Raw genomic sequence first — 24,660 nt, forward strand, 5'->3', positions numbered from 1 at the left:
TTGCGAAGTACTGTAACAAACAACCCTTAATTCACTACTCAGGCCAATCCCCCTTGTCTTCTTTTAACAACTCAGGGTTTCTGAGTAGCCGGGCGCATCAATGCAAGGCGGGATGCGGGTTGGCGCCGATTAGAGGCAAGCTACAATGCGGGTAATCCCGATGGCCCCCTGCGCGTACCGCAGCCGCAGCTGCGCACCCCACGATCGCTGGGACTGCCGGGAACGAAGACCAACTGCCTCTGCGACATGGACACCCTGATCAAAGAATTCGACGTGGCATTGCGCGCCATTGCCGGCGCTACGCGCACCGCGCGCGCCAACCCGGCCGACCGGTTGGCGCCGGACACCGAACAGATGAGCGCCGATGAACGCCGCCACGTGGCCGGGCTGATGCGCATCAACCATGTCGGCGAGGTCTGCGCGCAGGCCCTGTACCAGGCCCAGAAGCTCACCGCGCACGACGGCGCGGTGCGCGCGCAGATGGATGCCGCGGCGCGCGAAGAGGAAGACCACCTGGCCTGGTGCGCCGAGCGCCTGCGCGAGCTGGGCTCGCGCCCGAGCCTGCTCAACCCGTTGTGGTACGCCGGCGCCTTCGCCATCGGCTGGATGGCCGGCCGCGCCGGCGACCGCGTCAGCCTGGGCTTTGTCGCCGAGACCGAGCGCCAGGTCGAGCACCACCTGGGCGGGCACCTGGACCGCCTGCCCGAGGCCGACGGCCGCTCGCGCGCCATCCTCGAGCAGATGCGCGACGATGAGATCCGCCACGGCGATGCCGCGCGCGATGCCGGCGGGATCCCGTTGCCCGCCCCGGTGCGGGCGCTGATGCGCGGCGCCTCGCGCGTGATGACCACCGCCGCCTACCGGATCTGAGCCGGCCCTGCCTGCCCCCCGCCGGCCCTGGTTCCGGCGGGGCTGGCGGGCAATTGTTGTATCCTTCCTTCGCGCGACGGGGCAGGTCTTTCCCGTGCCGCCGGCAGTTCCTCCGCAAGTGGTTCTCAGGTGGTTTCTCGGCTTTCCTCCCTAAGATCTTCATTTCATTAAGGATTCACTTTTTCGGTGCGTGAGGTGTGCGCGCTAAGTCATTGTTCTGATTCAAAAAAACTCGTTTGCTGCCCTGCAACCAGCCTTGACCCGCCATATCGCTTCCTCTAAAGTGGGAAATAGTGTGAGGAAGTGTATTTTTGTGTGAAATTGGGCCCCGGCCGTGGGATGATGTCGCCATAGTCGGAACAGAAGGGATTCACGCGCATGCTGGCCGACTACCGGCCGGCATGGACCGGGAGCAAGCTTGTTTCAGGGAGCATCGGCACTCTCGCTGGATGCCAAGGGGCGGATGTCCATTCCGTCCCGGCACCGCGAGGCGCTGCAACAGCAGGCCGAGGGCCGGGTGACGCTGACCAAGCACCCGGATGGCTGCCTGTTGCTGTTTCCCCGGCCCGAGTGGGAAACCTTCCGCACGCGCATTGCAGCGCTGCCGATGGATGCGCACTGGTGGAAGCGCATCTTCCTGGGCAACGCCGCCGACGTGGAAATGGACGGCGCGGGCCGGGTGCTGATCGCCCCGGAGCTGCGCAGTGCCGCCATGCTCGACAAAGAAGTCATGCTGCTCGGCATGGGCAGCCATTTCGAAGTGTGGGATGCCGCGACCTACGCCGCCAAGGAACAGCAGGCGATGGCGCAGGGCATGCCCGAAGCATTGAAGAATTTCTCTTTCTGACGAGGTCATGAGTCCAACCGGAACGCCGGCAACCCCCGCCCTGCGCCATCGCACCGTGCTGCTGGACGAGGCCGTCGACGCCTTGGTCTGGCGGCCCGACGGGGTCTACGTCGACGGCACCTTCGGCAGGGGAGGGCACAGCCGGGCGGTGCTGGCCCGGCTGGGGCCAGACGGGGCCCTGGTTGCGTTCGACAAGGACCCAGCAGCAATCGCAGAAGCGGGCACCATCAAGGATGCCCGCTTCTCCATTGAGCACGCGAGCTTTGCGGCCATGGCCGAGCGCCTGTCGGGGCGCGGCCACGTCGCCGGCGTGCTGCTCGACCTGGGGATCAGCTCGCCCCAGATCGACGAGGCGGCGAGGGGGTTTTCCTTTCGTTTCGAGGGCCCGCTGGACATGCGCATGGACACCACGCGCGGCATCACTGCCGCGCAGTGGCTGGCGCAGGCGGATGAGCAGGACATTGCCAGGGTGATACGAGACTATGGGGAAGAACGGTTTGCTGTACAGATTGCAAAGGCGATTGTTGCTCGCCGGAGCGAACCCGGCGATGGCGGACCCATCGCCACTACTGCCGACCTTGCCGCGCTCGTGGCGAAAGCCGTCAAAACACGCGAGAAGGGTCAGGACCCTGCGACCCGCACCTTTCAGGCTCTACGGATTCACGTCAATCAAGAGCTTGAGGACCTCGAAAGAGGGCTGAAGGCGGCGTATGAACTGCTGCAGGTCGGAGGGCGCCTGGTGGTGATCAGCTTCCACTCGCTGGAGGACCGCATCGTCAAGCGGTTCATGGCGGCGCACGCCCGTCCCCAGCAGGATGCCGACCCGGCGCTGCGCCGCGCGCCGCTGCGCGCGGCCGACCTGCCGCAACCGACGCTGCGCCTGCTCGGCCGCTACAAGCCGGGCACTGAAGAGGTGGCCGCCAACCCGCGCGCGCGCTCGGCCGTGATGCGCGTGGCCGAGAAGCTGGCCCCTGCCGCGACCCCTGCGGGCGGAGGCGCACGCGCATGAACCGCCTGACCTTCTTCCTGCTCGCCGCGCTGATCCTGTGCGCGCTGTCGCTGGTGAGCGCGCAGCACCAGGCGCGCACGCTGTTCGTCGCGCTGGAGCGGGCCCAGGCTGAAGAGAAGCAGCTCGATATCGACTGGTCGCGCCTGCAGTACCAGCAGAGCGCGCTGGGCAAGAGCGCGCGCATCGCCGACGCGGCGCGCGCGCAGCTGAAGATGGCGCCGGTCAACCCCGGCAAGACCCAGTACCTGTCCGGCATCGTGCTGCCGCCGCCTGCCGAGGCGGCGTCGGCCAGTGCCGCGGAGGCGCGCCGATGAGCATGGCCCGTCCCAACCCGCCCCGCCGTGACCGCAACGGCACCGCCTCGCGCCCGCGCAGCGGCCAGTTCTCGGCCAGCCCGGTGCTGGGCCTGCGCCTGCCGATGTGGCGCTCCAAGCTGGTGGTGTTCCTGATGTTCGCCGCCTTCGGCGCGCTGGCCCTGCGCGCGGCCTGGATCCAGGGCCCCGGCAACCAGTTCTACGAGGCCGAGGGCAAGAAGCGCTTCCAGCGCACGCTGGAGCTGCCGGCCACGCGCGGCAAGATCCTGGACCGCAACGGCCTGGTGCTGGCCACCAGCCTGCCGGTCAAGGCCGTCTGGGCGGTGCCCGAGGACGTGCCCAACCAGGTCGAGGCCGCCAAGATCCGCCAGCTGGCGAAGTTGCTCGGCATGTCCGAGAAAGACCTGGGCAAGAAGCTGTCCGAGGACAAGGGCTTCGTCTACCTGAAGCGCCAGGTGCTGCCTGACGTCGCCGACAAGATCGCCGCGCTGAAGATCGAGGGCATCCACCAGACCCGCGAATACAAGCGCTTCTACCCGGAAGGCGAGGCGATGGCCCACATCGTCGGCTTCACCAACGTGGAAGACCGCGGCCAGGAAGGCGTGGAGCTGGCGCGCGAGCCAGGCCTGGCCGGCCGGGCCGGCGCGCGCCAGGTGATCAAGGACCGCCTGGGCCGCGTGGTCGAGGACGTCGGCGTGCTGAAGACCCCGCGCGACGGCGAGGACATCCAGCTGTCGATCGACGCCAAGATCCAGTACCTGGCCTACAACGAGCTCAAGGCCGTGGTCGAAAAGCACAAGGCCAAGGCCGCCAGCGCGGTGGTGCTCGACGCCCAGACCGGCGAAGTGCTGGCGCTGGCCAACTGGCCCACCTACAACCCCAACGACCGTACCCGGCTGTCCGGCGAGCAGCTGCGCAACCGTGTGCTGACCGACACCTTCGAGCCCGGCTCGATGATGAAGCCGATCACGGTCGGCCTGGCGCTGCAGCTCAAGCGCGTGACGCCGTCCACGGTGATCACCACCACCGGCAAGTACAACTTCGAAGGCGCCACCATCAGCGATACCCACAACTACGGGGCGCTGACGGTGAGCGGCGTGATCCAGAAGTCGAGCAACATCGGCACGACCAAGATCGCGATGATGATGAAGCCGCAGGAGATGTGGGACATGTACACCAGCATCGGCCTCGGCCAGGCGCCCAAGATCGGCTTCCCCGGCGCCGTGGCCGGCCGCGTGCGCCCGTTCAAGAGCTGGCGCCCGATCGAGCAGGCCACCATGTCATACGGCTACGGCCTGTCGGTGTCGCTGTTCCAGATGGCGCATGCCTACACCATCTTCGCGCATGACGGCGAGCTGATCCCGGTGTCGATGTTCCGCACCAGCGGCCCCGCCACCGGCGAGCGCATCCTGTCGCCCCAGGTGGCGCGCGACGTGCGCGCCATGATGGAGACCGTGACCGCTCCCGGCGGCACCGCCCCCGAGGCGCAGGTGATGGGCTACCGCGTCGGCGGCAAGACCGGTACCGCCTACAAGCATGAAGGCCGCGGCTACAACCGCAGCAAGTACCGCGCCTCGTTCATCGGCCTGGCGCCGATGTCGAATCCGCGCATCATCGTGGCCGTCAGCGTGGACGAACCCACCGCGGGCAGCCACTACGGCGGCCTGGTGGCCGGCCCGGCGTTCGCGGCCATCACCGGCGGCACGCTGCGCGCACTGAATGTGCAGCCCGACTCGCCGATCCGCCAGCTGGTGGTCAGCGACAAGGTGCAGGAGAGCGAACCGTGGAGCTCGACCCAATGACGGCCAAGCCACTGCTCCCGCTCGAGGTCACCGCCCAGGCCAGCAACGCGCTGGCCTGGCTGCGTACCAACGTGGCCGCCGCCGCGCAGTTGACCGGAGATACCCGGCGCCTGGCGCGTGGCGATGTGTTCTTCGCCTACGTGCTCGGCAACGCGCGCCTGGCCACCGATGGCCGGCCCTATATCGCCCAGGCGATCGCCGCCGGCGCGGGGGCCATCGTCTATGAGGCCGACGGCTTCGACTGGCCCTTCGGCGACGTCGTGCCGCATCTCGCGGTGAGCCGCCTGCACCAGCTGGCTGGCCCGATCGCCGCCGGCTGGCATGGCAACCCGGTGCGCGGCCTGGCCGTGACCGGCATCACCGGCACCAACGGCAAGACCTCGTGCAGCCAGTGGCTGGCACGGGTGCTGCAGGCCGCCGGCACGCCCTGCGCGACCATTGGCACGCTGGGCTCCGGCTTCCCGGGCGCGCTGCAGGCTACCGGCTTCACCACGCCCGACGCGGTGCAGCTGCAGGCCAGCCTGGCGTCCCTGCACGACGCCGGCGCGCGCGCAGTGGCGATGGAGGTGTCCTCGCACGGCCTGGAGCAGGAGCGCGTGGCCGGCACGCATTTCTCGGTGGCGGTGCTGACCAACCTGACCCAGGACCACCTCGACTACCACGGCTCGATGGCCGAGTACGAGGCCGCCAAGGTGAGCCTGTTCCGCTGGGACGGCCTGCGCACAGCGGTGGTCAACCGCGACGACGCCATGGGCCAGCGCCTGCTGGCGGCGGACGCCGCCGCCATCGGCGCGCCGCACGTGATCGAATACGGCATCGACGGCCCCGGCGCGGCCACGGTGCGCCGCCCGCGCGGCGAGTGGCTGCGCGCCACCAAGGTGCGCGCCACGCCCACCGGCACCGCCTTCCATATCGACGGCAGCTTCGGCAGCGCCGAGATGGCCACGCCGATGATCGGCGCCTTCAACGTCAGCAACCTGCTGGCGGTGCTGGGTGCGGCGCTCGCCAACGGCGTGGCGTGGGACGCGGCCATCGCCGCGCTGCGCGCGCTGACGCCGGTCGAAGGGCGCATGGAGTTGTTCGGTGCCGCCGGCGGCCCGGATGCGCCGCTGGCCGTGGTCGACTACGCCCATACCCCGGACGCGCTGGCACAGACGCTGGCCGCGCTGCGCCCGGTGGCGCAGGCGCGCAACGGCCGCCTGTGGTGCGTGTTCGGCTGCGGTGGCGACCGCGACCCGATCAAGCGCCCGCTGATGGGCGCGGTGGCCGAGCGCGAGGCCGACGAGGTCATCCTGACCAGCGACAACCCGCGCAGCGAAGACCCACAGGACATCCTGGACGCCATTGCCGACGGCATGGCCGAGCGCGCGCGCGCGCGCCAGATCGAAGACCGCGCCGCCGCCATCCTCTATGCCGTCAGGCACGCGGCACCGGCCGACGTGGTGCTGGTGGCGGGCAAGGGCCATGAGGCCACCCAGGAGATCCAGGGGCGCAAGCGCCCGTTCTCCGATCGCGAACATGTACGACTGGCGCTTGCCACCCGTGGAGTATCGGCATGAGCCAGACCCCAATGACCACCTTGCAGCAAGCCGCCGGCTGGATCGCCGGCGCGCGCGTTTGCGGCGACGGCGCCGTGGAGTTTTCGCGCGTGCATAGCGACAGCCGCAGCGTCGAGCCCGGCGACCTGTTCATCGCCCTCAAGGGCGAGCGCTTCGACGCGCATGATTTCATCGCCGACGTGGTGGCGCGCGGCGCTGTCGCCGTGCTGGTCAGCCGCGAGGTCGATGCCGGCGTGCCGGCCATCGTCGCGCCGGACACGCGCCTTGCGCTGGGCGAGCTTGGCGCCGGCTGGCGCCGCCAGTTCACGCTGCCGGCGGTGGCGGTGACCGGCAGCAACGGCAAGACCACGGTCAAGGAAATGATCGCGGCCATCTTCGCCGCGGCGGTAGGCGAGGAGCAGCGCCTGGCCACCGGCGGCAATCTGAACAACGATATCGGCCTGCCGCTGACGGTGCTGCGCCTGCGCGCCACGCACAAGCTGGCGGTGCTGGAGCTCGGCATGAACCATCCGGGCGAGACGGTCTACCTGGCCGGCATCGCCCAGCCCACCGTGGCGGTGATCACCAACGCGCAGCGCGAGCACCAGGAGTTCATGGTCAGTGTGGAAGCCGTCGCCCACGAGCACGCTGCCGCGATTGCGGCGCTGCCTGCCAACGGCGTGGCGGTGTACCCGCTCGACGCGGAAAGCGGCGGCGCCTACGCGCCGGTGTGGCGCAATGCCGCGGGCGCGCGCCGCGCGCTGTCGTTCGGCACCTCGCAGCGCGCCGATGTGCACGCCACCGTGACGCTGGTCGACGGCGCACAGGTGATGCAGGTACGCGCGCCTGGCCATGCCTTCGACGTGCGCCTGGCGCTGCTGGGTGAGCACAACGTGCGCAACGCGCTGGCGGCCATCGCCTGCGCGCTGGCCGCGGGGGTGCACGTGCCGGCGATCCAGCGGGGCCTGGCCGGGTTCCAGGCGGTCAAGGGCCGGCTGCAGGTCAAGTACACGCCGGGTGGGACGGTAGTCATCGACGACACATACAACGCCAACCCCGACTCCATGCGCGCCGCCATCGACGTGCTGGCCGGCTTTGCCGCGCCGCGTGTGCTGGTGCTGGGCGACATGGGCGAAGTGGGCGACCAGGGCCCCGCATTCCACCAAGAGATCGGTGCCTACGCCAAGGCGCGCGGCATTGGCACGCTGTGGGCGACCGGTGAACTGGCCGTGCATGCGGTGCAGGCATTCGGCGCGGGTGGCCGGCATTTCGGCACCGCGGAAGCCCTGGCAAAGGCGCTGGAGGAAGACAGCAGGGGCATGGTGGCGCAAGTGGGCGCCGTGCTGGTGAAGGGATCGCGCTTCATGCGCATGGAACGGATGGTCGCGGCGCTGGTCGCAGACACTTCCGCACATTAAATAAGACAACACGATGTTATTGGCTCTGGCCCAGTGGCTGCAAAACGACTACAGCTTCCTCCGGGTCGTCAACTATCTGACTTTCCGCGCGGTGATGGCCAACCTCACCGCGCTTCTGATCGGGCTGGCGTTCGGTCCGTGGGTGATCCGCAAGCTGACCGAGCTGAAGGTCGGCCAGGCGGTGCGCACCATCGGCCCGCAGACCCACCTGGTCAAGGCCGGCACGCCGACCATGGGCGGCGTGCTGGTGCTGGTCTCGATCGCGGTGTCGACGCTGCTGTGGTGCGACTGGGGCAACCGTTTTATCTGGGTGGTGATGCTGGTCACCTTCGGCTACGGCGCGATCGGCTGGGTCGACGACTACCGCAAGGTGGTGTATCGCGACCCGCGCGGCATGTCGAGCCGCGAGAAATTTTTCTGGCAGACGCTGATCGGCCTTGTGGCCGCGGTCTACCTGGCGTTTTCGGTATCGGAAAGCAGCAACGTGCGGGTGTGGGAGCTGTTCCTGAACTGGGTCGAGGGCGGGCTGTCGCTGGACATGCCGTACAAGTCCAACCTGATCGTGCCCTTCTTCAAGGAGATCAGCTACCCGCTGGGCGTGGCCGGCTTCATCGTGCTGACCTACCTGGTGATCGTGGGCTCGAGCAACGCCGTCAACCTGACCGACGGCCTGGACGGGCTGGTGATCATGCCGGTGGTGCTGGTTGGCGGCGGGCTGGGCGTGTTTGCGTACGTGATGGGCAACTCGGTCTACAGCAAGTACCTGCTGTTCCCGCATATCCCGGGCGCGGGCGAACTGCTGATCTTCTGCTCGGCATTGGCCGGCGCGGGGCTGGCCTTCCTCTGGTTCAACGCGCACCCGGCGCAGGTTTTCATGGGCGACGTGGGCGCGCTGGCGCTGGGCGGCGCGCTCGGCACGGTGGCGGTGATCGTGCGCCAGGAGATCGTGCTGTTCGTGATGGGCGGTATCTTCGTGGTGGAAACACTGTCGGTGATGGCGCAGGTGACGTGGTTCAAGATCACCAAGCGCCGCTATGGCGAAGGCAGGCGGCTATTCCGGATGGCGCCGCTGCACCACCATTTCGAGCTGGGCGGCTGGAAGGAAACCCAGGTCACGGTGCGCTTCTGGATCATCACCATGCTGCTGGTGCTGATCGGGTTGTCGACGCTGAAGTTGCGTTAATGGTTGCGCGGGTCAGGGACTGACGGCGCATTCTATATAGATACAGGAAAACAAAGGCAGGAAATCGAAGTGTTTGGCGAGCTGCAAAAACCTCATGTGCTGGTACTGGGCCTTGGTGAGTCGGGCCTGGCCATGGCGCGCTGGTGTGGCCTGAACGGCTGCGCGGTGCGCGTGGCAGACACGCGCGAGGCGCCCGCCAACCTTGTCTTCCTGCAGGCCGAGCTGACTTCGGCCGAATTCGTCGGCGGCCCGTTCGCCGACAGCCTGCTCGACGGCATCGGCCTGGTGGCGATCAGCCCGGGCCTGTCGCCGCTGGAAGCCGCCACTGGCGCGCTGCTGGCCGCGGCGCAGGCGCGCGGCATCCCGGTGTGGGGCGAGATCGAGCTGTTCGTGCGCGCGCTGCGCCACCTGGAAGCCGAGTCCGGCTACGTGCCGAAGATCCTGGCGATCACCGGCACCAACGGCAAGACCACCACCACCGCGCTGACCGGCCGGCTGGTGGAGCGCGCCGGCAAGAGCGTGGCGGTGGCGGGCAATATCAGCCCGTCGGCGCTGGACAAGCTGTCGGCCTGCATCGCCTCGGCATCGCTGCCGGAGGTGTGGGTGCTTGAGCTGTCCAGCTTCCAGCTGGAAACCACGCACACGCTGGCGCCCGCCGCGGCGACTGTGCTCAACGTCACCCAGGACCACCTGGACTGGCATGGCTCGATGGAAGCCTATGCCGCGTCCAAGGCGCGCATCTTCGGGCCGGCCGGCAGCGAATGCGTGCAGGTGCTCAACCGCAACGACCGCCTGACCATGGACATGGCACGGCCCGGGCGCACGCCGCTGACCTTCGGCACCGACCTGCCGGAAACGCCGGGCAGCTTCGGCATCCTGCGCGAGGGCGGCATGCCCTGGCTGGTGCTGGCCGAACCGGATCCGGAAGCGGAAGGGGAGGGCAAGCCGCGCCGCCGCAAGGCCGCCGAGGTGGTCCAGGAAGCCGTGCCGGTGCGCCACAAGCGCCTGATGCCGGCCGACGCGCTGCATATCCGCGGCATGCACAACGCCACCAATGCGATGGCCGCGCTGGCGCTGTGCCGCGCCATCGACCTGCCGATGAACGCACTGCTGCACGGCCTGCGCGAATACCGCGGCGAGCCGCACCGCGTGGAGTGGGTCGCGACCATCGACGATGTCGAGTATTTCGACGACAGCAAGGGCACCAACGTGGGCGCCACCGTGGCTGCGCTGTCTGGGCTGGACAAGCGCGTGGTGCTGATCGCCGGCGGCGAAGGCAAGGGCCAGGATTTCTCGCCGCTGGCCGCGCCGGTGGCGCAGTACGCGCGCGCGGTGGTGCTGATCGGCCGTGCCGCGGGTGAACTGCGCGATGCATTGCAGGGCAGCGGTGCCAGCCTGGTCGACGCCGGCACGCTGGAAGAGGCCGTGACCAAGGCTGCCCGACTGGCCGAGAACGGCGATGTGGTGCTGCTGTCGCCGGCGTGCGCCAGCCTCGACATGTTCCGCAACTATGTGCATCGCGCCGAGGTGTTCCGCGGCGCGGTGGAAGAACTGGCGCTGTCCCGGGGGATCCTGCCATGAGCGAAGCACAGGTCAAGCGCAGCGGCTTTATCGGCGCCACCATCGGCAATGCCTGGGGTGGCCTGCGCGACGCCGTGTCGGGCGTCAAGCCGACCCGCTCGCGCATGATGGAGTACGACCAGCCCATGCTGTGGGTGTCGATCGTGCTGCTCGCGCTCGGCCTGGTGATGGTCTATTCGGCCTCGATCGCGCTGCCGGACTCGCCGCGCTACGCCAACTACCGCGAGAGCCACTTCCTGATGCGCCATGCGTTCGCGCTTGGGATCGGGCTGTCGGTCGGGCTGGCGTCGTTCCAGGTCCCGGTCAAGGTGTGGGACCGCTATGCGCCCAAGCTCTTTATCTTCGCGCTGATCCTGCTGGTGATCGTGCTGGTGCCGTTCGTCGGCAAGGGCGTGAACGGCGCGCGGCGCTGGATTCCGCTGGGGGTGATGAACTTCCAGCCGTCCGAGCTGATGAAGCTGGCGGTGGTGCTGTACGCGGCCAACTACACCGTGCGCAAGCAGGAGTGGATGCAGACCGTGTCCAAGGGCTTTTTGCCGATGGGCGTGGCGGTGGTGGTGGTGGGCATGCTGCTGCTGCTCGAGCCCGACATGGGCGCGTTCCTGGTGATCGCCGCGGTGGCGATGGGCATCCTGTTCCTGGGCGGCATCAACGGCAAGCTGTTCGCCGGGCTGGTGGGCGTGGCAATAGGCGCGTTCGCGCTGCTGATCACGGCTTCGCCCTGGCGGCGCGAGCGGATCTTCGCCTACCTGAACCCGTGGGAAGAGAGCAACGCACTGGGCAAGGCCTACCAGCTCACGCACTCGCTGATCGCCTTCGGCCGCGGCGAATGGACCGGGGTGGGGCTGGGCGGCAGCATCGAGAAGCTGCACTACCTGCCCGAGGCCCATACCGACTTCATCCTCGCGGTGATCGGCGAGGAATTTGGCTTTGTCGGCGTGCTGGTGGTGATCGTGCTGTTCTACTGGCTGGTGCGGCGCGCCTTCAATATCGGCCGCACCGCGCTGCAGCTGGACCGCACCTTTGCCGGCCTGGTGGCCAAAGGCATCGGCGTGTGGATCGGCTGGCAGACCTTTATCAATATGGGCGTGAACCTGGGCCTGCTGCCGACCAAGGGGCTGACGCTGCCGCTGGTGAGCTATGGCGGCTCGGGGATCTTGATGAACTGCGTGGCGCTGGCGATCCTGCTGCGCATTGATTATGAAAATCGAGTATTGATGCGCGGAGGGAAGGTATGACCGGACCGCGCACCTTGCTCGTGATGGCCGGCGGCACCGGGGGACATGTGTTCCCGGGGCTGGCGGTCGCGCAGGCGCTGCGTGAGCAGGGCTGGAAAGTGGTCTGGCTGGGCAACCGCACCGGCATGGAGGCCACGCTGGTGCCCAAGCACGACATCCCGATGGAGTTCATCCAGTTCGGCGGGCTGCGCGGCAAGGGCCTGGTGACCAAGTTCCTGCTGCCGCTGAACCTGCTGCGCGCGTTCTGGCAGAGCATAGCCGCGCTGCGCCGGGTGCGCCCGAGCGTGGTGCTGGGCATGGGCGGCTATATCACCTTCCCGGCCGGCATGATGGCGTCGCTGCTGGGGCGCCCGCTGGTGCTGCACGAGCAGAACTCGATCGCCGGACTGGCCAACAAGGTGCTGGCCAAGGTGGCCGACCGCGTGCTGTGCGCGTTCCCGGACACGCTGCCCGGCGGCGAATGGACCGGCAACCCGGTGCGCGAGGAACTGGCGCACCTGGATGCGCCCGAAGCGCGCTATGACCAGCGCAGCGGCCCGCTGCGCATCCTGGTGGTGGGCGGCAGCCTGGGCGCCGCGGCACTGAACGAGGTGGTGCCCAAGGCCATCGCGCGGCTGCCCGAGGGCGAGCGCCCGGTGGTCACGCATCAGGCGGGCGCGAAGCAGATCGACACGCTGCGCACCAACTACGCGGCCGCGCAGGTGCCCGCGCAGACCCTGCCGTTTATCGACGACATGGCGCGCGCTTACGCCGATGCGGACCTGGTGATCTGCCGCGCCGGCGCGATGACGGTGTCGGAAGTGGCTGCCGCAGGCGTGGCGGCGATGTTCGTGCCGTTCCCGCATGCGGTGGACGACCACCAGACCACCAACGCGGAATTTTTGTCGAAGCAGGGAGCGGCCCTGCTGGTGCAGCAGAAAGACCTGACGGCCGAGGGGCTGGCGCAAACCATCGCCAGCCTGACCCGGCCGCAGCTGAAAGACATGGCGCGCCTGGCGCGCGGACTGGCCAAACCTGAGGCAACCCGGCGCGTCGCCGAGATCTGCAGTCAGCTGGCCAGGGACTGAAGCCTATATAAGCAGCAATCGAATGAAGCATATCGTCAAGAACATCCACTTCGTGGGCATCGGCGGCGCCGGCATGAGCGGCATCGCCGAGGTCCTGCTGAACCTGGGATACAAGGTCTCGGGCTCGGACGTGGGCAACAATGCCGCCACGCGGCGCCTGGCTTCGCTGGGCGCCACGGTCATGCACGGGCATGACGCGGCCAACGTGACCGGCGCCAACGCGGTGGTGGTGTCGACCGCCGTCAGCGGCGACAACCCCGAAGTGCTGGCCGCCCGCAGCAAGCGCATCCCGGTGGTGCCGCGCGCGGTGATGCTGGCCGAACTGATGCGCCTGAAGCAGGGCGTGGCCATTGCCGGCACGCACGGCAAGACCACCACCACCAGCCTGGTGGCCTCGGTGCTGGCCGAAGGCGGGCTGGACCCGACCTTCGTCATCGGCGGCCGCCTGAATTCGGCCGGCGCCAACGCGCGCCTGGGCACGGGCGACTTCATCGTGGCCGAGGCCGACGAGTCGGACGCATCGTTCCTGAACCTGTTCCCGGTGATCGAGGTCATTACCAATATCGATGCCGATCACATGGACACCTACGGGCATGACTTTGCCCGGCTCAAGCAGGCGTTCATCGAATTCACCCAGCGGCTGCCGTTCTACGGCATCGCGGTGCTGTGCGTGGATGACCCCAACGTGCGCGAGATCCTGCCGTTCGTGTCCAAGCCGGTGGTGCGCTACGGCTTTGCCGAGGATGCCCAGATCCGCGCCGTGGACGCGCGCGCGGTCGACGGCCAGATGCACTTCACCGTGCTGCGCCAGCTCGACGGCCATGCCGAGCCGCCGCTGGAGATCGTGCTGAACCTGCCCGGCCTGCACAACGTGCAGAACGCGCTGGCGGCGATCGCCATCGCCACCGAGCTGGAGGTGCCCGATGCCGCCATCGTCAAGGCACTGCGCGAGTTCCACGGTGTGGGCCGCCGCTTCCAGCGCTACGGCGAGGTGGCCACGCCCGATGGCGCCGGCACCTTCACCCTGGTGGACGACTACGGCCACCACCCGGTGGAGATGGCGGCCACGCTGGCCGCCGCGCGCGGCGCGTTCCCGGGGCGCCGCCTGGTGCTGGCGTTCCAGCCGCACCGCTTTACCCGTACGCGGGATTGCTTTGAGGACTTCGTCAAAGTGCTGGGCACCGTCGATGCCCTGCTGCTGGCCGAGGTCTACGCTGCCGGCGAAGCCCCGATCGTGGCCGCCGACGGCCGTGCGCTGACCCGCGCGCTGCGCGTGGCCGGCAAGGTCGAACCTGTTTTCGTGGAGCAGATGGAAGAAATGCCGCAGGCCATCCTGGATGCCGTCCGGCCGGGCGATGTGGTCGTGACGATGGGCGCGGGCTCGATCGGGGCCGTGCCGGGGCAGCTGGTGTCGCACCAGCAATCGACGCAATCAACGCAGGGAGGCCAGGCATGAGCTTCGTCGCCCATCCCAATATCGATCCCAAGTCGCTGGGCAAGGTCGGCGTGCTGCTGGGTGGACGCTCGGCCGAACGCGAGATCTCGCTGATGTCGGGCAACGGCGTGCTGGCCGCGCTGCAGTCGCGCGGCGTGGACGCGCACGGCTTCGACCCGGGCCTGCAGAGCGTGGCCGAGCTGGCCGCTGCCGGCTTTGACCGCGTCTTTATCGCGCTGCATGGCCGCTATGGCGAGGATGGCACGATCCAGGGCCTGCTCGAGCAGCTGGGCGTGCCGTACACCGGCAGCGGCGTGCTGGCATCAGCCATGGCCATGGACAAGCAGGCCACCAAGCGCTTGTGGATGACCTATGACCTGGCCACGCCGCGCTTTGCCATGCTGCATGCGGACACTGATTTTGATGCCGTGGCGGCCGACCTGGGCCTGCCGCTGATCGTCAAGCCGGCGCGCGAGGGTTCGTCGATCGGCCTGACCAAGGTCACTGCCGCCGACCAGATGCGCGCGGCCTTCGACAAGGCCGCGGCGCTGGACAACGACGTCATTGCCGAGACCTTTATCGACGGCGCCGAGCTGACCTGCCCGATCGTGGGCGAGGGCGACAGCGCCGAAGCGCTGCCGGTGATCCGCATCGTCGCGCCCGAAGCCAACTACGACTATCAAAATAAGTACTTTACTGACGATACCCAATACTTGTGCCCGTCGGGCCTGGACCCAGAAGTCGAACGCGAGGTCCGGGCACTGGCGGTGCAGTCCTACCGCGTGCTGGGCTGCCGCGGCTGGGCGCGCGCCGACCTGATGCTGCGCGCCGACGGCAAGCCTTTCCTGCTCGAGATGAATACCTCGCCCGGCATGACCGGCCATTCGCTGGTGCCGATGGCGGCGCGCGCGGTTGGCATCAGCTACGAGGACTTCGTGATGCAGGTGGTGGCCGCGGCCACGCTGGACCTGCATCCCAACGAGCATTGGAAACCCGAATAACGCAACCGAACAGGACCGTACCGGACCATGTGGCATAACGCACGCCTGCTCAACCTGATCGCCTCCGCGCTGTACGCGCTGGTGGTGCTGATGGCGCTCGCGGCAGGCCTGCTGTGGCTGGCGCAGCGGCCGGTGTTCGCCATCACCCATGTGGAGATCGGCCCGCTGGACGGCGGCGCCCTGCGCCACGTGAACGCGCCCAGCGTGCGTGCCAGCGCGCTGGGCAAGCTGACCGGCAATTTCTTCACGCTGGACCTGAACGCGGCCCGGCAGGCGTTCGAGTCGGTGCCCTGGGTGCGGCGCGCCAGCGTGCGGCGCGAGTGGCCCAACGGCCTGGCGGTCGAGGTCGAGGAACACGAGGCGCTGGGCACCTGGGGTACGCCCGACAGCGGGCGCCTGATCAATACCTATGGCGAGGTTTTTGTTGCCAACACCGCCGAGGCGGAAGAAGACGCACAGCTGCTGGCGCTGGACGGGCCGCCGGACAGCGAGGGCGATGTGATCGAGAAGCTCGAGGTCATGCGCCAGTGGTTCAAGCCGCTCAAGGCCGAGCCGCTGGCGGTGGCCCTGTCTGGCCGCTATGCCTGGCGCGCGAAGCTGTCCAACGGCATGGAGGTCGAACTGGGCCGCGAGCAGAACGATGAGGATCGCGTGGCGATGGACCAGCGGGTCCGGCGCTTCGTCGCGGCCTGGCCGCAGGTCACCCAGCAATGGGGCAGCCAGATCGAGTATGCCGACTTGCGCTATCCCAACGGCTTTGCCATCCGCGCCGCCAATGCCCGCTTCCTGACCGAGGCGCAGATCGCAGCGGCGGTCAGGGCGGAGAAGGCGGAGAAGGCGGCGAAAGCAGCGAAGGCGGCCAAGCCGGCGCCGGCGGCAGCAGCGGTTTCAGGTACTTCCAACAACAATCCGACGCGACTGAAGAGCAAGAACGCGGAGAAAACCCGATGAGCAAGGAATACAAGGACCTGTTGGTCGGTCTGGATATCGGCACCTCGAAGGTGGCGGCGGTGGTCGCAGAACTGCGCCCCGACGGCAGCTACGAGGTGATCGGGATGGGCCAGTCAGAGTCCAAGGGTCTGAAGAAAGGGGTCGTGGTCAATATCGAGGCCACCGTGCAGTCGATCCAGAAGGCGCTGGAAGAGGCCGAGCTGATGGCCGACTGCAAGATTTCGGAGGTCTTCACCGGCATTGCCGGCAGCCACATCCGCAGCTTCAACTCCAGCGGCATGGTGGCGATCAAGGACAAGGAGGTCACGCAGACCGATGTGGCGCGCGTGATCGAGACCGCCAAGGCGGTCAATATCCCGACCGACCAGCAGATCCTGCACATCCTGACGCAGGAATTCATCATCGACGGCCAGGAGGACGTGCGCGAGCCCATCGGCATGAGCGGCATCCGCCTGGAAGTGAAGGTGCATATCGTCACCGGCGCGGTCAGCGCCGCGCAGAACATCGTCAAGTGCGTGCGCCGCTGCGGCCTGGAAGTGCACGACCTGATCCTGCAGCCGCTGGCCTCCAGCCTGGCGGTGCTGACCGAGGACGAGAAGGAACTGGGCGTGGTGCTGGTCGACATTGGCGGCGGCACCACCGACATCGCCATCTTCAGCGAAGGCGCGATCCGCCATACGGCCGTGATCCCCATCGCCGGCGACCAGATCACCAACGACATCGCCATGGCGTTGCGCACGCCGACGCCCGATGCCGAGGACATCAAGATCCAGTACGGCATCGCCAAGCAGGCGATCGCCGACCCGGACGACATGATCGAGGTGCCCGGCGTGGGCGACCGCGGCACGCGCACGCTCAGCCGCCAGGCACTGGCCGCGGTGATCGAGCCGCGCATCGAAGAGCTGTACTCGCTGGTGCACCAGGTGGTGCGCGAGTCGGGCTATGAAGAACTGTTGTCGTCCGGCGTGGTCATCACCGGTGGTACCGCGATGATGCCGGGCATGGTCGAGCTGGGCGAGGACATCTTCCTCAAGCCTGTGCGCGTGGGCGTGCCGGAGTATCGCGGCAACCTGCACGAGGTGGTGAAGAGCCCGCGCTACGCGACTGTGATGGGCCTGCTGCTGGAAGGCCGCGTGCAACGCATGCGCGGGCGCAAGGTGGCCGTGCAGAGCGGCTCGGTCAAGCAGGTGTGGACCCGCATGAAGGAATGGTTTGTCGGCAATTTCTGATCAATGCGGAAATTGACGCGCTGACGATGCAACGGCGCACGGGCAGGGCGGTCTACCGGACAGGCCTGCGTGCCATGGAAGTTTTCTGGTTTTCTTTTTATTGGTTTCTTGTTCAGAAACCAGGGGTTGCGGCGGGGAGGCTGCATCGTCTGGGGACTGATTCTTCTCGGAGGCAGTGATGGACTTTGACATGATCGAAACGGAAGTGATGGACGGCACCATCATCAAGGTGGTCGGCGTGGGCGGCGCGGGCGGCAATGCCGTGCAGCACATGATCAGCCGCGGCGTCCAAGGCGTCGAATTCATCTGCATGAATACCGACGCCCAGGCGCTCAAGCGTTCCACCGCTTCGCGCGTGCTTCAACTCGGCAATACGGGCCTGGGCGCCGGTGCCAAGCCGGAAGTCGGCCGCGGTTGCGCCGATCAGGCCCGCGAGCAGATTGCCGACGCGCTGCGCGGCGCGCACATGGTCTTCATCACTGCCGGCATGGGCGGCGGCACCGGCACGGGCGCCGCGCCGATCGTCGCGCAAGTGGCCAAGGAGATGGGCATCCTGACCGTGGGCGTGGTCAGCAAGCCGTTCGACTTCGAAGGCGCGCGCCGCGCCAAGGTGGCCGAACACGGTTCCAGCGAGCTGGAATCGAGCGTCGACTCGCTGATCGTGGTGCTCAACGAGAAGCTGTTCGAAGTGATGGGCGACGACGCCGAGATGGACAAGTGCTTCCAGTGCGCCGACGACGTGCTGCACAACGCGGTGGCCGGCATTGCCGAGATCATCAACGTTGACGGCCTGGTGAACGTCGACTTCGAAGACGTGAAGACGGTGATGGGCGAGCAGGGCAAGGCCATGATGGGGACGGCCACCGTGTCGGGCGTGGACCGCGCCCGCCTGGCGGCCGAGCAGGCCGTTGCCAGCCCGCTGCTGGAAGGCGTTGACCTGTCCGGCGCGCGCGGCGTGCTGGTCAACATCACCGCCAGCCGTTCGCTGAAGCTGTCGGAAACCAAGGAAGTCATGAACACCATCCGCAGCTACGCCGCGGAAGATGCGACCGTGATCTTCGGTACGGTGTACGACGACTCGATGAGCGATGCGCTGCGCGTGACGGTGGTGGCCACGGGCCTGGGCCGCTCGGCCAAGAAGCAACAGCCGATGACCCTGCTCAAGACCGGCACGGACAACATGCCGGTGCAGATGATGGCCAACATGACCGCCGCCGCGGCCACGCACAGCTCGCCGGACTACAGCAACCTGGATACGCCGGCAGTGTGGCGCAGCTCGCGTGAGTCGGCGTCGGCCCACGTGGCGGCGCTGCAGGAAAAGGGTGTGGATACGTACGACATCCCGGCCTTCCTGCGCAAGCAGGCAGACTGAGCCCTGCCTGGCGCGGCATCGGTGCCTCCACCGGCCGCCTGACGGAACGCGTCGCCTTGTCGCGATGCACGTGCGCTCCCCATCCGCGCGTGCCTTGCATGGATTGACGTGAACCGCCGGGCTGCTGGCGGCGCCGCGCCTGCGCCGGACTGGGCTTCACCCGCATCCCGTTGCCGGGACGGGCGTGCCGCTGGCCGCCTCCCCGGACTGGTTTCCCGCCTTCCCGGTCGGGATGTATCAGCGTCCGCGCGGCGCACCCAAGAGGTGCGCCGCGCGGACGTCTTTGTAGCAAGGTGTATCGGATCCGCGCCGGATGTCACCGGATGTGACCCGGCTTTGGCAATGCGGGCTAGGCGCCTATGATCTTGAGATTGCCCGTCTGCCTGAGTGCGGGCGCCTGCGCCCCGGCATCCGGACTATTCTTCAGAAAACCCAGAAGGACCACGACCCATGATCACTGTCGGTTCCCGCGTCCCCGACGCCACGCTGCAGGAATTCTTCGAAACCGAAGGCAACGGCTGTGCGCTCGGCCCCAATGCCTTCAAGGTGGCGGACCTGGTCCGCGGCCGCAAGATCGTGGTGTTCGGCCTGCCCGGCGCTTTCACGCCGACCTGCTCGGCCAAGCATGTGCCGGGCTTTGTGCAGCACGCCGCGGCGCTGCGCGAGGCCGGCATCGACGAGGTCTGGTGCGTGTCGGTCAACGACGCCTTCGTGATGGGCGCCTGGGGCCGTGAGCAGCAGACTGGCGGCACGGTGCGCATGATGGCCGACGGCAGCGCCGAGTGGACCCGCGCGTTGGGCCTGGACCAGGACCTGGGCGCGCGCGGCATGGGCGTGCGCTCCAAGCGCTACGCGATGGTGATCGACGACGGCGTCGTCACCCGGCTCGACGTCGAGGCACCGGGCGAATTCCGCGTCAGCAGCGCCGAGGCAGTGCTGGCGGCGTTGCGTGGCTGACACAGTCATCCGGGTAAACGTGGCTAATACGCAACTTGTTAAGGCGGTGTTAACAGCCGGAAACAAAACCCGGCTGCAGCGCCCTGAGGTGGTGGTAAAATCCCTTAATCAGAAAAGCCGCCCGATAGATTTTTATAATAGTTGAGGCTGTCATGCTCAAGCAGCGCACCATCAAATCCCTGGTAAAGACCGTTGGCATCGGCCTGCACTCGGGACGCAAGGTCACGTTGACCCTGCGTCCCGCGCCGGCGGACACCGGCATCGTCTTTACCCGCGTCGACCTGCCCGAGGCCGTCGAGATTCCCGTGGCCGCGTCGGCCATCGGCGACACGCGCCTGGCATCGGTGCTGCAGAAGGATGGCGCGCGCGTTTCGACCGTCGAGCACCTGATGTCGGCCTGTGCGGGCCTGGGCATTGACAACCTCTATGTCGATGTCGACGCCGAGGAAATCCCGATCATGGACGGCAGCGCCGCGTCCTTCGTGTTCCTGCTGCAGTCGGCCGGCATTGAAGAGCAGAACGCGCTGAAGACCTTTATCCGCGTCAAGAAAGCGGTGGAAGTGCGCGAGGGCGACAAGCTGGCGCGGCTGGAGCCGTTCTTCGGCTTCAAGCTGTCGTTCACCATCGACTTCCGCCACCCGGCGGTCGACAAGACCGGTCAGACCTTCTCGATCGACTTTGCCGACACCAGCTACGTGCGCGAGATTGCCCGCGCCCGCACCTTCGGCTTTGCGCACGAGGTGGAAGCCCTGCGCGAGATGGGCCTGGCGCGCGGCGGCAGCCTGGACAACGCGATCGTGCTGGACGAGCACCGCATGCTCAACAATGAAGAGCTGCGCTACGGCGACGAGTTCGTGCGCCACAAGATCCTGGATGCGATCGGCGACCTGTATGTGGTGGGCCATCCGCTGATCGGCGCCTATGTGGCGAACAAGTCGGGCCACGGCCTGAACAACCAGCTGCTGCGCGCGCTGCTGGCCGACCAGGAAGCGTACGAGCTGGTCACCTTCGACCGCGTCGAGGAAGCCCCGGCCGCGTTCCTGCCGCAGGCGCAGCCGGCGTTTGCCTGATCCTGGCGAACTGGCGCCAAAAAAGCCGACCCGAGGGTCGGCTTTTTTGTGTTCGGCACCGGGCTAGCGGTGATGGGCGAGCAGCGTATTGAGCGCGTCGCGCAGCGGCGAATCCGGCAGGCTGCGCGCCAGCTGGTCGAGGTTGGCGAGTCCTGTGGGCGTCATGCGGCCGCCGGTGCGCTGGCGTTGCACGGGCTCCACTTCCCAGTCCGCGTGGCGCGACACCTCCGGCTGCACCCGCACCCGGATCGCGGTGATGTGCGAGCCGCGCTGCTGCAGCCGTGCCAGCAGCGTCGGCACCACCTGGCGCACGCGGGCAGCGGCGGCGCCGTGCGCGGCCAGCAACAGCAGCACCTGGGCGTTCGGGTCGGTGGCGTCACGCTTGACGCCGGCCACGGCCAGGCCGTCGCGCATGCCGGCGGGCAGCAGTGCCAGCACCTCGGCCTCAAGCACCGACAGCTGGCGCGCGGTCTGCATCAGCGTCGAAACCGGGCCGGCCTTGGCCAGCCAGTCGTTGAGCGGCTTGGCGGCGGGGGTCTGCAGGGCGTGATGGGTGAAGCGGCGCATGCATGCATTCTAGCAAGGGGCGCGGGGGCCGCCTTGCCCGACTGCGGATTGAAGCTGCGGCGGCCGCCCCAAACTGTCGCTGACGGGGCGCGCGGGCAATCATGAGCACGACACGCGTGGTCAACATTCGGCAGGCTTGCCCGCCCTTGCGGGATGGGGCCAGGCGCGTTCCGGCCGTGACCCCGGCACATGATAAACTCGGCGTTTTGCGCCAATCTATCCATTCCTCGCCCGGCCGCCGGAGCAGCCCGCATCCCTGGGGTGCCACCCGGTTCCGCGCAGGTGAAAGCAATCGATGATCACCGGCCTTCTCAAGAAAGTCTTCGGCAGCCGCAATGAGCGGCTGATCAAACAATATCGCCGCACGGTGGCGCAGATCAATGCGCTGGAGCCGAAGTTCGAGCAGCTCTCGGACGACGAACTGCGCGGCATGACGGAGACCTTCCGGCAGCGCCACGCCGGCGGCGAATCGCTCGAGGCGCTGCTGCCCGAGGCCTTCGCCGTCTGCCGCGAGGCCAGCAAGCGTGTCATGAAGATGCGCCACTTCGACGTGCAGCTGATCGGCGGCATGGTGCTGAACGACAACAAGATCGCCGAAATGCGCACCGGCGAAGGCAAGACGCTGACCGCGACGCTGGCCGTGTACCTGAATGCCATCACCGGCCAGGGCGTGCACGTGGTCACCGTCAACGACTACCTGGCGCAGCGCGATGCCGAGTGGATGGGCCGGCTGTACAACTTCCTGGGCCTGTCGGTGGGCGTGAACCTGTCGCAGATGCCGCACGATGCCAAGCAGGCGGCGTACAACTCGGACATCACCTACGGCACCAATAACGAGTTCGGCTTCGACTACCTGCGCGACAACATGGTCTACGACCCGTCGCAGCGCGTGCAACGCCCGCTCAACTACGCCATCGTCGATGAAGTGGACTCGATCCTGATCGACGAGGCCCGCACCCCGCTGATCATCTCCGGCCAGGCCGAGAACCAGACCGACCTGTACCAGCGCATGAACGGCATCCCCAAGCTGCTCGAGCGCCAGATCGGTGAAGAGAAGGCCGACGGCACCGGCGTCGAGAAGCCGGGCGACTACTACGTCGACGAGAAGGGCCACCAGGTCTACCTGACCGAAGCCGGCCACGAGAAGGCCGAAGAGATCCTGTCGCAGCAAGGCCTGATCGGCGAGGGCGAGTCGCTCTACGCGCCGCAGAACATCACGCTGATGCACCACCTGTACGCCGCCCTGCGCGCGCACAGCCTGTTCCATCGCGACCAGCACTATGTGGTGCAGAACGACGAAGTCGTGATCGTCGACGAGTTCACCGGCCGCCTGATGACCGGCCGCCGCTGGTCCGACGGCCTGCACCAGGCCGTGGAGGCCAAGGAAGGCGTCACCGTCCAGCAAGAGAACCAGACGCTGGCGACGATCACCTTCCAGAACTACTTCCGCATGTACAACAAGCTGGCCGGCATGACCGGCACGGCTGACACCGAAGCGTATGAGTTCCAGGAGATCTACGGCCTGGAAGTGGTGGTGATCCCGACCAACCGCCCGGCCCAGCGCAAGGACCAGCAGGACCAGATCTACAAGACCGGCAAGGAGCGCTACGACGCCGTGGTGCGCGATATCCGCGACTGCTACGAGCGTGGCCAGCCGGTGCTGGTGGGCACCACCTCGATCGAGACCTCGGAATACCTGTCGGGCCTGCTCGATCGCGAGCAACTGCCGCACCAGGTGCTCAATGCCAAGCAGCACGCGCGCGAAGCCGAGATCGTGGCCCAGGCCGGCCGCCCCAAGATGATCACCATTGCCACCAACATGGCCGGCCGCGGTACCGACATCGTGCTGGGCGGCAATGTGGAGAAGCAATCCGGCTTTATCGAGGTGGACCCGAACCTGTCCGACGCCGAGAAGGCCGCGCGCATCAAGCAGCTCGAGGATGAGTGGCATTCGCTGCACGAGCAGGTCAAGGCCGCCGGCGGCCTGCATATCGTCGGCACCGAGCGCCATGAGTCGCGCCGTATCGACAACCAGCTGCGCGGCCGTGCCGGCCGCCAGGGCGACCCGGGTTCGTCGCGCTTCTACCTGTCGCTGGACGACCAGCTGCTGCGCATCTTCGCCGGCGACCGCGTGCGCGCCATCATGGAGCGCCTGAAGATGCCCGAGGGCGAGCCGATCGAAGCCGGCATCGTCACGCGCTCGATCGAATCGGCGCAGCGCAAGGTCGAAGGCCGCAACTTCGACATCCGCAAGCAGCTGCTGCAGTACGACGACGTCGCCAACGACCAGCGCAAGGAAATCTACAAGCTGCGCAACGACGTGCTGGAAGCCCAGGATGTCGGCGACATGGTGACCAACCTGCGCGAGAGCGTGCTGGTTGAGCTGTTCCGCGACCACGTGCCGGCCGACACCATGGAAGAGCAGTGGAACATCGCCGGCCTGGAAACGCGCCTGCGCGAGGACTGGGGCCTGGAAGTGCCGCTGGCGCAGACCATCGAGGGCGCGCAGAGCATCGAGGACGAAGAGCTGCTCAACCTGATCATGAAGGCGGCCGCGGAGCGCTACGACGGCAAGGTCGCGATGGTCGGCCGCGAGTCGTTCGCCGGCTTCGAGCGCTCGGTCATGCTGCAGAGCATCGATACGCACTGGCGCGAGCACCTGGCCGCGCTGGACCACCTGCGCCAGGGCATCCACCTGCGCGGCTATGCGCAGAAGGATCCCAAGCAGGAATACAAGCGCGAGTCGTTCGAGCTGTTCGCGCGCCTGCTGGACCTGATCAAGAACGAAGTCACGCGCGTGACCTTCAACGTGCAGATCCAGTCGCCGGAAGAGCTGGAGCAGGCTTCGGAAGAGATCGAGGAAGGCCTGTCGCACCTGGAGAACATCCAGTACAAGCACGACGAGTTCGCCGAAGGGCGCGAGCCGGTCGAGGAAGCGCCGTCGCCCCGCACCGGTGCGGCCATGGCCGCCGCCGAGCTGGCGCTGGCGGGCATGCCCAAGGTCGGCCGCAATGACCCGTGCCCGTGCGGCTCGGGCAAGAAGTTCAAGCAGTGCCACGGCAGGCTCAGCTGAACTGAGCCCGGCCGGGTACCCGGCATGACGTCGTTCCCGCTGTGTGGGGAGTGACGCGAAAGGAAACGACATGCCCGCCCTTAGCGGGCATGTTCGTCTGATGACAAGCAAGTTGCGAGCAGAAGCCGCAAGCAGATA

At 67.5% G+C, this 24,660-nt stretch carries 20 protein-coding genes; 19 read left to right on the top strand and 1 reads right to left on the bottom strand.

Annotated features, from left to right (window positions below):
* Window positions 1–246: 246 nt before the first annotated feature.
* The 18 genes from coq7 to lpxC all read left to right on the top strand — a co-directional run bounded on the left by coq7 (window position 247) and on the right by lpxC (window position 20,882).
* Window positions 247–870, top strand: a complete 624-nt coding sequence (gene coq7, locus AC3WLE_RS03375) for a 2-polyprenyl-3-methyl-6-methoxy-1,4-benzoquinone monooxygenase (RefSeq protein WP_492321582.1) — start codon at window positions 247–249, stop codon at window positions 868–870.
* Between the two features lie 418 nt (window positions 871–1,288).
* Window positions 1,289–1,717: a division/cell wall cluster transcriptional repressor MraZ gene (gene mraZ, locus AC3WLE_RS03380; protein ID WP_010814778.1), complete on the top strand. Its 429-nt coding sequence runs from the start codon at window positions 1,289–1,291 to the stop codon at window positions 1,715–1,717.
* Between the two features lie 7 nt (window positions 1,718–1,724).
* Window positions 1,725–2,726, top strand: coding sequence for a 16S rRNA (cytosine(1402)-N(4))-methyltransferase RsmH (gene rsmH / locus AC3WLE_RS03385; protein ID WP_013958081.1), 1,002 nt, complete (start codon window positions 1,725–1,727; stop codon window positions 2,724–2,726).
* Window positions 2,723–3,040 (top strand): cell division protein FtsL, encoded by a 318-nt coding sequence (gene ftsL, locus AC3WLE_RS03390; RefSeq protein ID WP_011616092.1) that lies wholly within the window; start codon window positions 2,723–2,725, stop codon window positions 3,038–3,040. The genes rsmH and ftsL overlap by 4 nt, the downstream gene beginning before the upstream one ends.
* The gene (locus tag AC3WLE_RS03395; protein WP_010814775.1) at window positions 3,037–4,842 is read left to right on the top strand and encodes a peptidoglycan D,D-transpeptidase FtsI family protein; all 1,806 of its coding nucleotides are present in this window, start codon (window positions 3,037–3,039) and stop codon (window positions 4,840–4,842) included. The genes ftsL and AC3WLE_RS03395 overlap by 4 nt, the downstream gene beginning before the upstream one ends.
* A complete protein-coding gene (locus AC3WLE_RS03400; RefSeq protein ID WP_492321599.1) occupies window positions 4,839–6,401 on the top strand; it encodes a UDP-N-acetylmuramoyl-L-alanyl-D-glutamate--2,6-diaminopimelate ligase in 1,563 nt (520 codons plus the stop codon). The genes AC3WLE_RS03395 and AC3WLE_RS03400 overlap by 4 nt, the downstream gene beginning before the upstream one ends.
* Complete coding sequence (locus AC3WLE_RS03405) at window positions 6,398–7,798, top strand: UDP-N-acetylmuramoyl-tripeptide--D-alanyl-D-alanine ligase (protein WP_492356128.1); 1,401 nt, start codon at window positions 6,398–6,400, stop codon at window positions 7,796–7,798. The genes AC3WLE_RS03400 and AC3WLE_RS03405 overlap by 4 nt, the downstream gene beginning before the upstream one ends.
* Window positions 7,799–7,811: 13 nt before the next feature.
* A complete protein-coding gene (mraY, locus tag AC3WLE_RS03410; RefSeq protein ID WP_010814772.1) occupies window positions 7,812–8,981 on the top strand; it encodes a phospho-N-acetylmuramoyl-pentapeptide-transferase in 1,170 nt (389 codons plus the stop codon).
* Between the two features lie 69 nt (window positions 8,982–9,050).
* Complete coding sequence (murD, locus tag AC3WLE_RS03415) at window positions 9,051–10,562, top strand: UDP-N-acetylmuramoyl-L-alanine--D-glutamate ligase (RefSeq protein ID WP_492353046.1); 1,512 nt, start codon at window positions 9,051–9,053, stop codon at window positions 10,560–10,562.
* Complete coding sequence (ftsW, locus tag AC3WLE_RS03420) at window positions 10,559–11,800, top strand: putative lipid II flippase FtsW (RefSeq protein WP_010814770.1); 1,242 nt, start codon at window positions 10,559–10,561, stop codon at window positions 11,798–11,800. Before murD ends, ftsW begins: the two co-directional genes overlap by 4 nt.
* Window positions 11,797–12,867, top strand: coding sequence for an undecaprenyldiphospho-muramoylpentapeptide beta-N-acetylglucosaminyltransferase (gene murG, locus AC3WLE_RS03425; protein WP_492321578.1), 1,071 nt, complete (start codon window positions 11,797–11,799; stop codon window positions 12,865–12,867). The genes ftsW and murG overlap by 4 nt, the downstream gene beginning before the upstream one ends.
* A gap of 22 nt (window positions 12,868–12,889) precedes the next feature.
* Window positions 12,890–14,323, top strand: a complete 1,434-nt coding sequence (gene murC / locus AC3WLE_RS03430) for a UDP-N-acetylmuramate--L-alanine ligase (RefSeq protein WP_492353047.1) — start codon at window positions 12,890–12,892, stop codon at window positions 14,321–14,323.
* On the top strand, window positions 14,320–15,303 hold the full coding sequence (locus AC3WLE_RS03435) for a D-alanine--D-alanine ligase (RefSeq protein ID WP_492321576.1): 984 nt from the start codon (window positions 14,320–14,322) through the stop codon (window positions 15,301–15,303). The genes murC and AC3WLE_RS03435 overlap by 4 nt, the downstream gene beginning before the upstream one ends.
* A 27-nt stretch (window positions 15,304–15,330) precedes the next feature.
* Window positions 15,331–16,254: a cell division protein FtsQ/DivIB gene (locus tag AC3WLE_RS03440; RefSeq protein ID WP_492321575.1), complete on the top strand. Its 924-nt coding sequence runs from the start codon at window positions 15,331–15,333 to the stop codon at window positions 16,252–16,254.
* A complete protein-coding gene (gene ftsA / locus AC3WLE_RS03445) occupies window positions 16,251–17,483 on the top strand; it encodes a cell division protein FtsA (RefSeq protein ID WP_010814765.1) in 1,233 nt (410 codons plus the stop codon). The genes AC3WLE_RS03440 and ftsA overlap by 4 nt, the downstream gene beginning before the upstream one ends.
* A 178-nt stretch (window positions 17,484–17,661) precedes the next feature.
* Entirely contained in the window at window positions 17,662–18,855 is a 1,194-nt protein-coding gene (ftsZ, locus tag AC3WLE_RS03450; protein WP_316151592.1) for a cell division protein FtsZ, read from the top strand.
* Between the two features lie 450 nt (window positions 18,856–19,305).
* Complete coding sequence (locus tag AC3WLE_RS03455) at window positions 19,306–19,812, top strand: peroxiredoxin (protein ID WP_492321574.1); 507 nt, start codon at window positions 19,306–19,308, stop codon at window positions 19,810–19,812.
* 152 nt (window positions 19,813–19,964) lie between these two features.
* Window positions 19,965–20,882, top strand: a complete 918-nt coding sequence (lpxC, locus tag AC3WLE_RS03460) for a UDP-3-O-acyl-N-acetylglucosamine deacetylase (protein ID WP_340529039.1) — start codon at window positions 19,965–19,967, stop codon at window positions 20,880–20,882.
* 63 nt (window positions 20,883–20,945) lie between these two features.
* On the opposite strand, the gene AC3WLE_RS03465 is transcribed toward lpxC, so the two are convergent.
* Window positions 20,946–21,449, bottom strand: a complete 504-nt coding sequence (locus AC3WLE_RS03465) for a hypothetical protein (RefSeq protein ID WP_010814761.1) — start codon at window positions 21,447–21,449, stop codon at window positions 20,946–20,948.
* Between the two features lie 295 nt (window positions 21,450–21,744).
* Here AC3WLE_RS03465 and secA point away from each other — a divergent pair, with 295 nt between their 5' ends.
* Window positions 21,745–24,522 (top strand): preprotein translocase subunit SecA, encoded by a 2,778-nt coding sequence (gene secA, locus AC3WLE_RS03470; RefSeq protein ID WP_492356127.1) that lies wholly within the window; start codon window positions 21,745–21,747, stop codon window positions 24,520–24,522.
* The last annotated feature ends 138 nt before the right edge of the window (window positions 24,523–24,660 follow it).

The organism is Cupriavidus sp. FW306-1B-F12B, assembly GCF_058781795.1.

Bases quoted from the DNA above. Each gene is read 5' to 3' on its own strand.
- coq7 (WP_492321582.1), top strand. From the start codon at position 247: ATGGACACCCTGATCAAAGAATTCGACGTGGCATTGCGCGCCATTGCC.
- rsmH (WP_013958081.1), top strand. From the start codon at position 1,725: ATGAGTCCAACCGGAACGCCGGCAACCCCCGCCCTGCGCCATCGCACC.
- ftsL (WP_011616092.1), top strand. From the start codon at position 2,723: ATGAACCGCCTGACCTTCTTCCTGCTCGCCGCGCTGATCCTGTGCGCG.
- AC3WLE_RS03395 (WP_010814775.1), top strand. From the start codon at position 3,037: ATGAGCATGGCCCGTCCCAACCCGCCCCGCCGTGACCGCAACGGCACC.
- AC3WLE_RS03400 (WP_492321599.1), top strand. From the start codon at position 4,839: ATGACGGCCAAGCCACTGCTCCCGCTCGAGGTCACCGCCCAGGCCAGC.
- AC3WLE_RS03405 (WP_492356128.1), top strand. From the start codon at position 6,398: ATGAGCCAGACCCCAATGACCACCTTGCAGCAAGCCGCCGGCTGGATC.
- mraY (WP_010814772.1), top strand. From the start codon at position 7,812: ATGTTATTGGCTCTGGCCCAGTGGCTGCAAAACGACTACAGCTTCCTC.
- ftsW (WP_010814770.1), top strand. From the start codon at position 10,559: ATGAGCGAAGCACAGGTCAAGCGCAGCGGCTTTATCGGCGCCACCATC.
- murG (WP_492321578.1), top strand. From the start codon at position 11,797: ATGACCGGACCGCGCACCTTGCTCGTGATGGCCGGCGGCACCGGGGGA.
- murC (WP_492353047.1), top strand. From the start codon at position 12,890: ATGAAGCATATCGTCAAGAACATCCACTTCGTGGGCATCGGCGGCGCC.
- AC3WLE_RS03435 (WP_492321576.1), top strand. From the start codon at position 14,320: ATGAGCTTCGTCGCCCATCCCAATATCGATCCCAAGTCGCTGGGCAAG.
- AC3WLE_RS03440 (WP_492321575.1), top strand. From the start codon at position 15,331: ATGTGGCATAACGCACGCCTGCTCAACCTGATCGCCTCCGCGCTGTAC.
- ftsA (WP_010814765.1), top strand. From the start codon at position 16,251: ATGAGCAAGGAATACAAGGACCTGTTGGTCGGTCTGGATATCGGCACC.
- ftsZ (WP_316151592.1), top strand. From the start codon at position 17,662: ATGGACTTTGACATGATCGAAACGGAAGTGATGGACGGCACCATCATC.
- AC3WLE_RS03455 (WP_492321574.1), top strand. From the start codon at position 19,306: ATGATCACTGTCGGTTCCCGCGTCCCCGACGCCACGCTGCAGGAATTC.
- lpxC (WP_340529039.1), top strand. From the start codon at position 19,965: ATGCTCAAGCAGCGCACCATCAAATCCCTGGTAAAGACCGTTGGCATC.
- AC3WLE_RS03465 (WP_010814761.1), bottom strand. From the start codon at position 21,449: ATGCGCCGCTTCACCCATCACGCCCTGCAGACCCCCGCCGCCAAGCCG.
- secA (WP_492356127.1), top strand. From the start codon at position 21,745: ATGATCACCGGCCTTCTCAAGAAAGTCTTCGGCAGCCGCAATGAGCGG.